We start from the raw sequence: 12,888 nt of genomic DNA, 5'->3' as shown, positions 1-12,888 counted from the left end.
ATAAGGAGTAGGCATGATCTCCCTGGTAGTGGTGTCTCATTCACTGCCTTTAGCTACTGCCGCTAAAGAACTCGCGATGCAAATGACCGTCGCCGGCAGCGCCCCCAAAGTGTTGGTGGCAGCGGGAATTAGCGATGGCGAGCAGGTAGAGCTAGGTACCGATGCTCAGCAAATCAGCGAAGCTATCGAGGCTGCTGATAACCCCGATGGAGTGCTGATTTTGGTAGATTTGGGCTCCGCGCTGCTCAGTTCGCAAATGGCATTGGAGTTCCTTGACCCTGAACTGGCTGACCGTTGCCTAATATCTTCCGCCCCCCTGGTGGAAGGACTGGTTGCGGCGGTAGTGAGCGCCGCCGGGGGCGCTAGCTTGCAAGAGGTAGCCACCCAAGCACAAGCAGCCTTGGCGGGCAAGATCGACCAGCTCAGTGACACCCAGGAGCCTCTCCCCGAGGGCGAGGGGGAGTTTAGCGATAATGCTGCCGAGGCGGCCTCGGGAGAGGAATCATTTTCCGCCCCCGAGGCCGCGACCCTGGCTTTAGAAATTATTGATCCGCACGGGATGCATGCCCGCCCTGCCGCTGCCCTCGCCGGCGCTATTGGAGCGAGAAAAATTCCGGTTTTTGCCCGCAACGCCGGGACTTTCCGCATAGTAAACGCCGCTTCCCTCACCCAGGTGAGTTCTTTAGGAATTGGCAAAGGTGACACTTTAGAGCTAGGTACTCTAGATCCGCAGGCAACAGAGGTTTTTGCTGCTATCCGGCAAGCCTTGACCCAAACTGATCCTCCTGCGATTGCAGGCGGATCCGCGGAAACAGAGGGCAGTTCGGTTAACGCGATTGCCGTTCAACTTGCTAAGGAAGTTCCTACTCCTACCGACCCGGCGCGTAACGGCGACCAGATAGTTATCGGATACGCGCTGGTGCTGGAGGGGCACGAGGACGCCGAGTTTTATCGGGTCAGTCCCAATGAGGGGCAGGCGTTAGAAGAAGCCCGCAAAGCCGTTAGAGCCTACCTGAGGTCTTTGGGTTCGGATTCAATTATCCAAATGCAGATCGCGCTGGTGGATGATCCCGAACTGCGAGCTGAAATCGCCGATGAAATTGCGGGGGGAACCAATGCTTTTGCCGCAGTAGACAATGCCTATAGCGCAGCTGCTGCCAAGATGGAAAAGCTGGATGATCCTTATTTGGCGGAGCGGGCTACCGATTTACTTGCGGTATCTCGCCTGTTAAAAAAGGCGTTGATCGGTGGCGAGCTCGATAATCTAGAGGAACTGATTAAGAAGCATTCCACTCCGGCAGTGTTGGTAGTTGAAGAACTTGATGCCCCGCTAGCCGCCAGTTTGCCTCCAGAAATAGAAGGGGTAGTTACCCGCAGTGGCGGCACTACCGGTCATGGTGCGATTGTGGCAGCCTCGCGGGGAATCCCCGTTTATGCCGGTCTGAAATGGGGGGTTCATGACGGGGACACCATTGTTTTCGATCCACGCACAAAACATTTAGAAGTTAACCCCAAGGCTAGGGTCTTTGCTCATTGGATTGAACTAGCCCGCGAGCGAGTTGCTACCGCCACCAAAGCCTTAGAGCAGCTAGAGAACCCGGCGATTACCGCCAATGGTAAACAGATCCCTATCCAGGTGAATGTTTCCGGGCCTACCGGCGCAGTTAAAGGTGCCGAAGGCTGCGGTCTGGTGCGAACCGAAACCCTATTTGCGGGCTACCAGGGAGCTCCATCCCGTCTGCAGCAGGCAGAAGTGTACGCCGAGCTAGCGCGTAACCTGGGGCAAACCACGATTCGCCTGTGGGATATTGGAGCAGATAAGCCCTTGCCTTTTGCCAAGCAGCCTCCGGAAAATAATCCTTTCTTAGGGGTTAGAGGGGTTCGCTTACTACGTAAGTTCCCGCATCTGTTACGCGACCAATTAGGGGCAGTTCTCGACGCTAACCAAACTTTAGAATCCGAAGGTCTAGGTAAACTTTTGCGAGTGATGATTCCTATGGTCAATCACGTGCATCAAGTGGATTGGGTACGTTCCCTCCTAGAAGAAATCACCGCCGATACTTACGGGATCGAAGAAGCTGCGCGGCCAGCCCAAATACCTTTGCCTCTGGGAATTATGGTGGAAACACCCTCTGCTGCTTTGCGCATGGATGAGTTTTGTGGGGCCGTGGATTTTATCTCCATAGGCACGAATGATCTGTGTCAATATGTTGCCGCCGCGGATCGGGGAAACTCTCAGGTAGCCGACCTAGCCGATGAAGTGCGGGAAACAGTGGTGGAAATGGTTCGCCAGATCGTTCAAGTCTGCCATGACGCCGCCGCTCCCATTGAAGTTTGCGTATGCGGGGATATGGCTTCTGATCCGGCTTGGGCAGGCAAGTTAGTTGCGGCCGGAGTGGATTCGCTATCGGTGCGCGCCGGAATGATCGCCATGATTAAACAAACCATCCGCCAGCTGTAACCTCATATTTCCATCTCCCGGCTCTGCCACCGGCTATAGCGTGGCGAAAATAACCGTTCTACCTGGTCGAAAAGTTTGGAAAGCGGGGCGAAGGCTAGATAGACTGACACGGTGCCTAAGGCATTTTGCCGCTATAGCTCAGTTGGTAGAGCAACGCTCTCGTAAAGCGTAGGTCATCGGTTCAAGTCCGATTAGCGGCTCTGCTAGTTTCCTTAGCTAATTCTGTTTTCCCGCCCTCTTACCGGGATTCTTTCAAAGCCCGCACTCGCTGAAGGTGCTGCCAGTTTGCTTTTCGCCCTGGAAAAAAACGCTTACTAGCTGATTATCAAATAGTTAGGATAGGGCGCAGGAGGTAGCAGTTGGTTAGTAGTATCGATAATTCTCAGAACCTCGAACTGACAATCGGGGGCATGAGTTGCGCGGCCTGTGCGGCGCATATTGAAAAAGCCCTCAATAACATGCCGGGAGTAAGCGCGTCCGTTAACTATGCGACTGAGAAAGCCACTATTTCCCAAAGTGGTGATTTTGGCGCGAAAGATTTTATAAAAACCGTGGAAAACGCCGGTTATAGCGCATTTACGGACGGGGATTTTGGGCGCGAGGACGGGCAAGAACGCCCGAAGACCAGCTCGCAGGAACTGGCAGGGCTGCGGCGGCGCCTGATTATTTGCGCCCTCCTGGCGGTTCCGGTCATCACTTTGGCAATGATTCCGCCTTTGCAGTTCCCCTATTGGCAATGGGTGTCCCTGCTTCTGACGATTCCGGTGGTGCTGTGGGGAGCTTACCCCTTCCACCACGCGGCCTTCGTAAATGCCCGCCGCGCCACCACCACTATGGATACCCTGATTTCTTTGGGTACTTTAGCTGCTTTTATTTGGTCTTTATATGCCCTGTTCTTTGGGGATGCTGGCCGGGTGGGAATGACCCATGATTTCCAGCTACTTGCCCGACCCGGGGATGCCGCCAGCCACATCTATCTGGAAGTTTGTTCTGGGGTAACGGTTTTTATTCTAGGCGGACGCTATTTTGAGAAACGCGCCAAAGTGCGGGCCGGGGACGCGCTGCGCTCCCTCGCCGAAATGGGGGTGAAGGAGGTAACCGCGCTGCGAGCCGGCCAGGAAGTAAAGATCCCGATCAAAGAACTTGGCGAGGGTGAAGAATTTATTTCTCTTCCGGGCGAAAAAATCGCTACCGATGGAGTGGTAGTCTCCGGGGTCAGCGCCGTCGATAATTCCTTACTAACTGGGGAATCAGTCCCGGTAGAGGTAGGAGTAGGTGACCAGGTTACCGGCGCGACCATCAACACCTATGGCCGCCTGGTAGTTCGCGCCACCCGGGTGGGCTCTAAAACGCAACTGGCTCAAATTACCCGCCTAGTGGAGCAAGCACAGGCCGGTAAAGCCCCGATTCAACGCCTGGCAGATCGGATTTCCGCAGTTTTCGTGCCGATAGTGATGGCGATTTCGCTGCTTACTTTGCTGATCTGGTTAATAATTGGAACCCCGGTTACTGCCTTTACCTGCGCGGTGGCGGTGTTAATTATTGCTTGCCCCTGTGCCTTGGGGCTGGCTACGCCTACGGCGCTACTGGTGGGAACCGGTCGCGGGGCTTCGCTGGGGATTTTAATTAAGGGCGCGGAGATACTGGAATCTACCCGACAAGTAGATACAGTTATCCTCGACAAAACCGGCACTGTTACCAGTGGAAATATGGAACTGGTAAGCATCTTTCCTCCCGATGATCTGGGGGTATTGCAGGCGGCCGCTACCCTGGAAAGCGGCAGTGAACATCCCATCGCCGGGGCGATTACCCGGGCAGCAACCGCTAAAGGAATCGAGCTCACCAGCGATAAGGTACCAGCAGATTTCCAAAGCTACCCCGGAGGCGGGGTGCGCGGCACTATTGCAGGGCAGGCGGTACTGGCGGGGAACCGCAAGTTTATTAGCGAGCAAGGTGCCGTAATTTCTTCCGCTTTCGAGGACGTAATCACGGAACACACTAGCCGCGGCGAAACTATGGTACTGGTAGCCCTCGATGGCCAGGTGAAAGGACTTCTAGGGATTGCCGACCAGGTAAAAGAAACCAGTGCCCAGGCAATCGCACGCTTCAAAGAGTTAGGGCTAACCCCGGTGTTGCTGACTGGAGACACCGAAAATGTGGCGCGCCAAGTAGGTAAACAAATTGGAATTGAAGAGGTAATCGCAGAAGTAAAACCCCAGGATAAAGTGGTGGCAGTTTTCCGCAAACAGGGACGGGGAGCCACCGTAGCCATGGTTGGTGATGGGGTTAATGATGCGGCCGCCCTTACGCAAGCAGACCTGGGGATCGCGATGGGCTCCGGCACCGATGTGGCGATTGAAGCCGCTGATATTACTTTGATGCGCCCGGATCTATTGGCCGCGGTAGATGCGATTCGGCTTTCGCGCCGCACCCTAAAAATCATTAAAGGGAATCTGTTTTGGGCATTCGCTTACAATGTTGCCGCCATACCGCTGGCAGCCTTGGGATTACTTAACCCCATGCTGGCGGGAGCCGCTATGGCTTGCTCGTCGGCCTTCGTGGTGGGAAATAGCCTGCGGTTACGGTCTTTTCAGCCAGTATAAGCCAAATAGTCTCCCGCTTGATCCGTGCCGGGGCGAGCATTGCCTACGGGGCACCCTACTGGACGGGGCACTCCCCGTCTTGCCACATCCACTGCGGCCCATCGTTATGGTACTGAGGACGATGCAGAATCCCCGACTCGTACTCGATCATCAAATCTGGACCGTTTGCCCAAGCCTGGCCCTCAACTACCAGGCTCCAGCCATGGGGATAGGGGCTTTGCCAAATCAAAGTAACATTTGGGTTGGCAGCTCCGTTACGTAAGGCCGAGTCGCGAGCATTGCGGATTCTCAGTCGCCCGTCCTCTAAGATCGGATCTACAGTATGGACTTTTACGTGGGCACCGTAAGGCAAGGTAATCAATGAAGCCGAGTTAAAACAGGCCATAGCCTCCGGTAATCTGTACAGGGGCACCGGGATAGTCATCTATTTTCCTCTCTAAACTACTGGCGATGGCGTCAACTTTAACCCTAGTTAACGGATCGCCCGATCCGCGAGCGTTATTGTCTACTGTGCTAACAATAGCGGCTCAAAATCCTGTCTATACTTGCAGTTTACCGGAAAACCCCGCTCGACAATAGGAAACGTTAAAGCCCGAGCGCGATTTTTCCCGCTTTAGCCGTCGTTAATCCGCCAATAGTCCTGGTAGCGGTCGAAATGGTCAAAGGCGTCATGGATGATGGCGCTGCGCGAATACCCCATCACGTCATAATCTTGATCATTATCAGGCAAATGTACTTCCAGGCGAGTAGATCGCGGGCTACTGGGGGCAGAACCCGCGTAGATAGTATTCGCGGTATCTACCGCCAAAATCCGGTAAACAAACTGGTCAGCACCTTTGAAAGCGGTTAATTTTAGGCGGTCATAGATGCGGGCTTGTAGATCTACTTGCTCGAGGGGATCATTATCTCCCCGGACGACCTCGGCGGGGATCCCCTGTTTATTTAGTTCTGCGGCAAAGGCCCGCAACGCCGGTTCCGCCACATTATCCAGGTAGGCTTGAGCCTCGAGAGGGGTTACTTGCCCGAAAGTTTTCGAGAGGCGCTCGCGCCAGTTAGTTTCTAGCCGCCCGGCAATAGACCCGGTTCCCGCCAAAATATTGCGAGCAGAGTGCGCCCGTAACTGCCGGGCACGCCGATCTTGTTTTAAGGCTCTGGCCAGGCCAATCATCACTAAGATCATTACTAGCGAGAACGGCAATCCCATAATGATGGTGGCGTTTTGTAGCGCCGGGATACCCCCTACTATCAACATCCCGATAGTTAACAGCCCGGTTACCCCCGCCCAAAAAATTCGTAGCCAACCGGGAGCATCGGAACGTACCGTCGGGAGGAATGAGGACAGGTTCGCCATAATGAGGGCGCCCGAGTCCGCGGAGGTTACGTAAAACAGCAGACCTACAAAGGTGGCTAGCCCCATAATGAATACCGCCGCCGGACACTGTTGTAAAAGCAGATAAAAACCCATTTCGGGGGCTTTGAGGGTAGTCTCGGCAAAAGATTTATCTCCGCTGCGAATCAGGTCGATGGCGGCGTTACCGAAAATAGCTACCCACATGAGGACGTAGGAGAAGGGAATCAGCATGGTGCCTACTACGAATTCTCGCAGGGTGCGTCCTCTAGAAATCCGAGCTAGGAACATTCCCACAAAGGACGCCCAGGCCACCCACCACGCCCAGAAAAACAGCGTCCACGCCGACATCCAGGCACTTACGTCTGAATAGGCAAAGGTTTCGAGGGCGCGGCGCGGGAATGACCATACAAAGTCCCCGATATTCATCACAATAGCGTTAAGCAAAAAATCTGTTCTTCCAGTGATGAAAACCCAGGATGCTAGAAACAGCGCTAATACCACGTTGAGTTGGCTAAGGAAACGGATTCCTTTATGGATTCCGGTAGTTGCAGAGACGGTAGCCATGGCTACCGCAAGGATCACCAGTCCCACCTGCGCGGGAATCCCCTGCTCAATCCCGAACAGGATTTCCAGCCCCACATTAAGCTGCACCACCCCGATTCCCAGGGTGGTGGCCACCCCAAAGATAGTGCCTAGGATGGCGGCTCCGTCAACGGTATGTCCCAGCGGGCCGTTGAGTTTGTCTCCAAAAATCGGGTAGAGGGCGGAGCGTACCGAGAGTGGTTTTTTCCGACGATAGGCGAAATACCCCAGAGCCATCCCCATCAGGGCATACATCCCCCAACCGGTAATCCCGTAGTGGAAAAGCGTCCAAACCGTGGCTTCCCGGGCAGCCTGGATAGTTTCCCCTTTTCCCACCGGAGGCTGCAGATACTGGCTGACGGGGCCGGCCACGGAGAAAAATAGGATATCGGTACCAATCCCGGCAGCAAACAGCATGGATGCCCAGGAGAAGGTGGAAAATTCGGGACGGGAGTTAGGCGGCCCCAGGCGGGTTTCCCCATAGCGGGAGAATCCCAAGAAAAATACGAAAACTAGAATGATGGCAGCCAGTGCAATATATAACCAGCCAAACCATTTCGAGATTGCCCCGACCGCAACTCCCAGCACCTCGGCGGCGCTAGTGGGCGATATCAGTGCCCACAGGGCTATGGCTAAGATCCCCAATGAGGAACCTAGGAAGACCGGGAATTTAACTTTCGCATCTTTCCGGCTATTTTCCGGTAGGGGCATTGCCGGTTCATTAGCGGTTTCACCTAAAGATTGGCTCATAGGAAACCATCCATCCCGTATTATGTCTGCTCAGCATCTTTAAAAATGACGCCTAGTTCTATCACTAGGTTAAAATACCAGGTTGCTAAACCCGGTAATTTCCCGATATCAAGATGAAAAACGGACAACTTACGAAAGTGACGGCAACCGCTTCGTAGTAGAGTTGCTTGTATGTCTACTACACCTAGCAAGCGACGCCCAACTTTACATGATGTTGCCCGTCTAGCTGGGTGCTCCTATCAGACCGTCTCGCGCGTGGTTAATGATCAGGGAGCCGTGCATCCGGATACTCGCGAGCGAGTACTCTCCGCTATCGCTGAGGTAGGCTATCGACGTAATGCCGCTGCTGCGGCTCTAAAGACTGACCGACCCGGCAGCATTGGGGTGGTTACTGACTCATCCTGGCGCTACGGCCCGATGGGAGCTTTGCGAGGAATCGAAATCGCTGCCAGAGAAGTCGGAAAAAATGTAATCCTGTCCGTCAATGATCGCGATTCTTTTGGTTCACTCCAGTCAACTTTCGACACTTTCCGCGATGCCTACGTTGACGGTCTGATCGTCATCGCCCCGCTAATCCGGGAAGCCGAACTCGCTTTGAACTCCATCGAAAACTCTGGATGGGCCAGCGGACTACCTATTGTCGTGCTCGCCGCTGACCTTACTCCCCTTCCACACGCCATAGTCGTGTCCGAGGACCAATACGAGGGATCCATGCGAGCCGTGCAACACCTGATACGGCTCGGTCATCAAGATATTGCCCATGTAGCTGGCAACCAGGAGTGGCTCGAAGGACAAGTTCGACTCAATGGCTGGCGAGATGCCCTGCTCGCTCAGGATCTACCCGTTCCAGAACCGCTAATCGGTGACTGGACAGGGGAAAGTGGCTACCAGGCTGGATGCCGCATAGCCGACTTGAATCCCCGCCCCACGGCCGTATTCGTAGCTTCCGACCTGATGGCGCTCGGTTTGATGCGGGCACTTAACGAGCGCGGCCTCCGCGTACCGCAAGACATCAGCATCATTGGTTTCGACGACCATGAGTTCGCTTCCCAATTCGATCCCCCACTAACCACCGTGCGGCAGGACTTCGTGGCGCTGGGCCGCCTGTGTGTGAGTAGCCTGCAAGATTCTGAACCTGACGCTCGCCACACTATTTCCCCTGATCTCATCATCAGGAAGAGCACTGAACCGCCCCCCCCCCCGCTCGAGAATTTCGTGATAATAACCGGCAAAGCAATAGCTAGGCGCCTGTTAACTAGAGAGCACAGAAGCCCCTAATTCGGGGTGAAAGTCCTGTTAAAGGCAATATTTAGGTGCGTAACATGAAGTGGCCGGGATCCCATCCCTGGGATCCCGGCCACTTCCTTTATCTATTACGGTTAGCCGATGCGCTCTACCTTGAAGTCATCTCCAAGTTTAGAAATAACCGCTGCCTTGTCCTTGGTAGCCAAGAACTGTTCGGCGGCCTCGCGGGTACAGCTCACCACCAGCTTAACGTCGCCCTCGCGACCATTAGCGAAGGAGACTAGGCGCTCCGTAACCGCAGTCCGGTCACCCTTGATATCCATCAAGCTCGGGTCGGCGGTACCAATCGAAATAACCTTGCGGTCCTGATCGAAACGCAGGATCAGGCTGGTCCACAAAGAGTTGTTGTCGTGTACGGCTAGCACCACAGTGCTCTCCGGGCTCACGAACGCCTCCGCAGACGACACCACATCCTCATGAGAGGCGCCCAGCTTCCACTGCAGACCCAGAGTCTCGTCAGCAGGTTCCGGAGCCGTCACAATCGAGGACTTGTAGCGGCCACGCAGTAGGCTCCAAGAGCGGCAAACGTATACGTCGAGATCCTCGTCCGCGTTCCAGGTATTCTGGTATTCGGCGAAGTACTCGTCCATTTCATCGCGCTCTGCCACCAGGACGAAATCGACCTGGTCGCGGTTGGCGGCGTACAGCGCATCCGCAGCAGCCTGCAGATCATCAACCTGGGTCGGAGCCTGAGCCACCTCTTTACCTTCGGTGTGGCGGCACTTGACTACCTTTCCCTTTTCCAGCAAACACACGATCCTACGGGCACCCTTAGCGGAACGTAGCAGCAGGCGCTGCGCATTCCGCCACTGGTCCACGTCCAGATCGGCCATTAAAACATCACCGTGAAGCATTGCAGTTCCTTTCAGTTCTTTAGTGAGCAGTCGTAGACATTGATTGAGTAGGCGGGCATAGAAGCCATCAACTGGCTGCCCTGGACGGTGCCCGGCTGACCTGACCACAGTTCCGTGGCCTTTTCGATCTCGAAGGGCAGTTCGATACGGGTATCGATAGCCTCAGCAGTCGGGTTGGCGACGAAGACCACGCGACGCTTATCGTCAGATTGGTCTACATGTACCACCACGTCAAGCCGGGAATCGCTCTTACTTACGGCGGCAACATCGGCAGCAGCGCAAGCCTTATCGAGCATGCTAGCGGCGTCATCTCCGCTCTTGACAACGAACCACTTGCCCTTGCCGGATTCAACAGCATCCTTGAGGATAGTGCAGGGGTTCATCAGGGAGTCTAGCTCGGGCAGCTTCGGACCAACTACCGCGCAGCCACCACCGGCTACGAAGTCCACCAAAGCCTGCTGAATCTTTGCATCCAGGTAGTCGAGGGTCGGCAACACGATGATGCTGCGTTCGCCCCAGCGCGCGGGATCGAGATCCGTATCGGAGATCACGAAGTCGTGACCCCCGGCAGACAGTGCCTCGAAGCAAGCACCGAAAGCCTTACTCTTCTCCAACTGTACTGGTGCATCGAAGCCCAGATTGTCTTCGCTGATGGTCAGCGGGTTAGCGTATTCGCTGAAGCCCGACGGGGTCTCCAAGAAGTCACCGGGGAAGGAAACCAGCACCGAGGCCGCCTCTAGCCGGTCATATTCGCGGTTAGCCAGGAGCAGTACCTTTGCGTCACGACGCAAGGAGGTAAAGCTGTTCTCGGACTGCATCCGGTTAGCATTGCTGAACATCTTCTCGTGGTCTTCGCGAACCCGACCATCGCGACGGATGGGAGAGTCTAGCCAGCGGTCGCGCTCCACCAGCATGTAGCGGCTGAAGCCCTTGATCCCCTGCATCAGCGCGGCCTTGGTAACGAATTCCTCGTCGTAAATCTCACCTGGGTTCAGGTACCAGGGCCATACACCGGCGATGAACTCCGGGATGTAGGGGAAGCGACTGGTTCCCACCACATACGAGCCTACGGTCTTGACGTGGCTGTAAAGTTCCTTGCGGGAGTAAATATCGAAGCCGACGAAGTCGAGTTTTTCTTCCAGCTTGGCGATATTGAAAGGTGTGGTGAAGCCAGAAGCGGCACCACCAGGACCGAGCGGGTGCGGGTAGTTGTGGAAGAGCGCAATCTGATCCAGGCCACGCTCACGCATCATGTCGGCTAGACGATCCATCGAAATGATCAGGTACTGCTCGCGGTACTCAATCCAGTCAGCCAATACCGGGATGTCATGCTTTTCTTTGCCTTCGAAGCGGCGCGGCGGGTCAATCTCGCCCTCGCTGCTATAAGAGGTGCCGTAGACCTTGTTAATGCTGGCCAGGTCACCGTACTTGTCAAGCAAGAAGTTGCGGTACTGTGCCAACGACTCTTCAGAGTAGTCAGCAGCGTAAGCGTTGATGCAGAAGAAGTACGCCATCTCGTTATCTACCTGAGCCGCAACAATGCCGCCCTTGGGGTAGCAGTGACGTGCCAGGATCTCACAGATTGCGTCGTACCAGAGTGCGGTTTCCTCGTAGAATTCATCGGCCGCGTAGTTGACCGCGGGGATGGGCTTAGGCACCTGGGTCAGGACGGTCCGTCCTCCCTTAGCGTTGCGCATCTGCAACCGCTCGTTCTCGAGTATACGTTTGGGGTATCCGAACCAGGTCAACTCGGAGTTGATCTGCGGTCCGGGACGCACGATTACCCGGAAATCTTTTTCTTCACATAGGGTCAGGAAGGCGTCGATGTCCTTGTTACCCGAGAAGTCGAAGACTCCCTTTTCTACTTCGTGGATCTCCCACGGGATGTAGATCGAGATCATGTTGAAACCCATACCTTTGACGGATTCAAGGATCTGATCCCACTTGTCCCGGTCAAGCCTCCAGTAGTGTACGGCACCGCCGTAGAGCGAGACGGTCTCGCCATCAACCTTGAAGGCGCTCTTGCCAACCGACACAGGCCGGTTGTCTGTTTGCTTCTCCATAGTTCTTCCTTTCTTCTGTTACTGCGGAGAGTTCTGTATTCTTGCTTGTTAGGCGGCTAGTCTTTGCGTGCCAGGGCGACTGCCAGGATGATGATTATGCCCCGGATGATTTGCTGCTGAGAGGTATCGAGTCCGGCCAAAATGAGGCCATAGTTAATCGTCGCCATAAGTAATGCACCGAAGAAGGTGCCGACAACGGAGCCACGACCACCAGCAAGTGCGGTACCGCCGAGGATTACTGCGGCGATAGCGTTCATCTCGTCACCGGCGCCCCACTGGAAACGACCAGACATGAGGCGACCAGCGTAGAGCATGCCGGCCACGGCTGCTCCCATGGAGCAGATCAGCATTACCCGGAAACGTACCCAAGAGGTACTGATACCGGAGTACTCGGCTGCTACCGGATTGGCGCCGGTCGCCAGGATTTGGCGTCCGAAGCGCATTTTCTTGAGCACTAAGGCACCACCCACGACGAAGAGCAGCATCCAGATGATCAGGCCGGGGATCGGGCCAATGTTCCCGCCACCGAAGTTAGCGACGTAGTTCATGTCCAGAATGGGTACCGGCGCGGAGTCGGTAATCCATTGGGCGATACCGAAGGTTATGCCCATCATGGCTAGTGTCACCAAGAAGGACGGGATTCGTACAAAGGCCACTAGGGCACCGTTGACGCAGCCGACGACCGCCCCGAGCGCCAGTCCCGCTAAGATGCCGGGCACCAACCCAAATTGTGACAGTGCCATGGCCGTCACCACGGAAGCCAGACCCGCGACCGAACCAACGGACAAGTCGATTTCCGCTGCTGCGATTACCAGTGTCATCCCGACGGCAATCACCGAGACGATGGCTGCTTGACGGAGGATGTTCCAGAAGCTAGCTGTGGACAGGAACCCCTGATCGCGCAGCAGCACCGAGAAAA

The 12,888-nt window shown here is 55.3% G+C and carries 8 protein-coding genes and 1 tRNA gene; 4 read left to right on the top strand and 5 right to left on the bottom strand.

Features of this window, described 5'->3' with window-relative positions:
- Positions 1-13 precede the first annotated feature (13 nt).
- The 3 genes from dhaM (at position 14) to ACZ5BI_RS00195 (ending at position 5,064) form a co-directional block, all read left to right on the top strand.
- Positions 14-2,461, top strand: a complete 2,448-nt coding sequence (gene dhaM / locus ACZ5BI_RS00205) for a dihydroxyacetone kinase phosphoryl donor subunit DhaM (protein WP_316098184.1) — start codon at positions 14-16, stop codon at positions 2,459-2,461.
- A gap of 127 nt (positions 2,462-2,588) precedes the next feature.
- Positions 2,589-2,661 (top strand) — tRNA-Thr (locus ACZ5BI_RS00200).
- 159 nt (positions 2,662-2,820) lie between these two features.
- The gene (locus tag ACZ5BI_RS00195; RefSeq protein ID WP_464896346.1) at positions 2,821-5,064 is read left to right on the top strand and encodes a heavy metal translocating P-type ATPase; all 2,244 of its coding nucleotides are present in this window, start codon (positions 2,821-2,823) and stop codon (positions 5,062-5,064) included.
- A gap of 55 nt (positions 5,065-5,119) precedes the next feature.
- Here the strand turns inward: ACZ5BI_RS00195 and ACZ5BI_RS00190 are convergent, their stop codons facing one another.
- Both ACZ5BI_RS00190 and betT read right to left on the bottom strand, forming a co-directional pair.
- Positions 5,120-5,488 (bottom strand): hypothetical protein, encoded by a 369-nt coding sequence (locus ACZ5BI_RS00190; protein ID WP_024059995.1) that lies wholly within the window; start codon positions 5,486-5,488, stop codon positions 5,120-5,122.
- A 189-nt stretch (positions 5,489-5,677) separates the two neighbouring features.
- Complete coding sequence (betT, locus tag ACZ5BI_RS00185) at positions 5,678-7,747, bottom strand: choline BCCT transporter BetT (RefSeq protein WP_464896345.1); 2,070 nt, start codon at positions 7,745-7,747, stop codon at positions 5,678-5,680.
- A gap of 171 nt (positions 7,748-7,918) precedes the next feature.
- On the opposite strand from betT, the gene ACZ5BI_RS00180 reads away from it, so the two are divergent.
- Positions 7,919-9,025, top strand: coding sequence for a LacI family DNA-binding transcriptional regulator (locus ACZ5BI_RS00180; RefSeq protein ID WP_464896344.1), 1,107 nt, complete (start codon positions 7,919-7,921; stop codon positions 9,023-9,025).
- A gap of 101 nt (positions 9,026-9,126) precedes the next feature.
- On the opposite strand, the gene ACZ5BI_RS00175 is transcribed toward ACZ5BI_RS00180, so the two are convergent.
- From ACZ5BI_RS00175 to ACZ5BI_RS00165, 3 genes are read right to left on the bottom strand one after another with little or no spacing between them, the layout of a single operon-like run.
- Entirely contained in the window at positions 9,127-9,906 is a 780-nt protein-coding gene (locus ACZ5BI_RS00175) for a hypothetical protein (protein ID WP_316098265.1), read from the bottom strand.
- A gap of 11 nt (positions 9,907-9,917) precedes the next feature.
- A complete protein-coding gene (locus ACZ5BI_RS00170; protein ID WP_412585624.1) occupies positions 9,918-11,969 on the bottom strand; it encodes a beta-galactosidase in 2,052 nt (683 codons plus the stop codon).
- A gap of 56 nt (positions 11,970-12,025) precedes the next feature.
- A complete protein-coding gene (locus tag ACZ5BI_RS00165) occupies positions 12,026-12,790 on the bottom strand; it encodes an ABC transporter permease (protein ID WP_464896343.1) in 765 nt (254 codons plus the stop codon).
- Positions 12,791-12,888 lie beyond the last annotated feature (98 nt).

The sequence above is a fragment of the Varibaculum sp. GTC20041 genome (assembly GCF_055387755.1).
The sequence above is the reverse complement of the archived record's forward strand: the minus strand, read 5'-3'. Positions and strand labels throughout refer to the sequence as shown.

What these genes read in the sequence shown, in the direction of transcription:
- ACZ5BI_RS00165 (WP_464896343.1), bottom strand. Translation starts at nt 12,790, where the DNA reads ATGACACTGGTAATCGCAGCAGCGGAAATCGACTTGTCCGTTGGTTCG.
- ACZ5BI_RS00180 (WP_464896344.1), top strand. Translation starts at nt 7,919, where the DNA reads ATGTCTACTACACCTAGCAAGCGACGCCCAACTTTACATGATGTTGCC.
- ACZ5BI_RS00190 (WP_024059995.1), bottom strand. Translation starts at nt 5,488, where the DNA reads ATGACTATCCCGGTGCCCCTGTACAGATTACCGGAGGCTATGGCCTGT.
- ACZ5BI_RS00170 (WP_412585624.1), bottom strand. Translation starts at nt 11,969, where the DNA reads ATGGAGAAGCAAACAGACAACCGGCCTGTGTCGGTTGGCAAGAGCGCC.
- ACZ5BI_RS00175 (WP_316098265.1), bottom strand. Translation starts at nt 9,906, where the DNA reads ATGCTTCACGGTGATGTTTTAATGGCCGATCTGGACGTGGACCAGTGG.
- betT (WP_464896345.1), bottom strand. Translation starts at nt 7,747, where the DNA reads ATGAGCCAATCTTTAGGTGAAACCGCTAATGAACCGGCAATGCCCCTA.
- dhaM (WP_316098184.1), top strand. Translation starts at nt 14, where the DNA reads ATGATCTCCCTGGTAGTGGTGTCTCATTCACTGCCTTTAGCTACTGCC.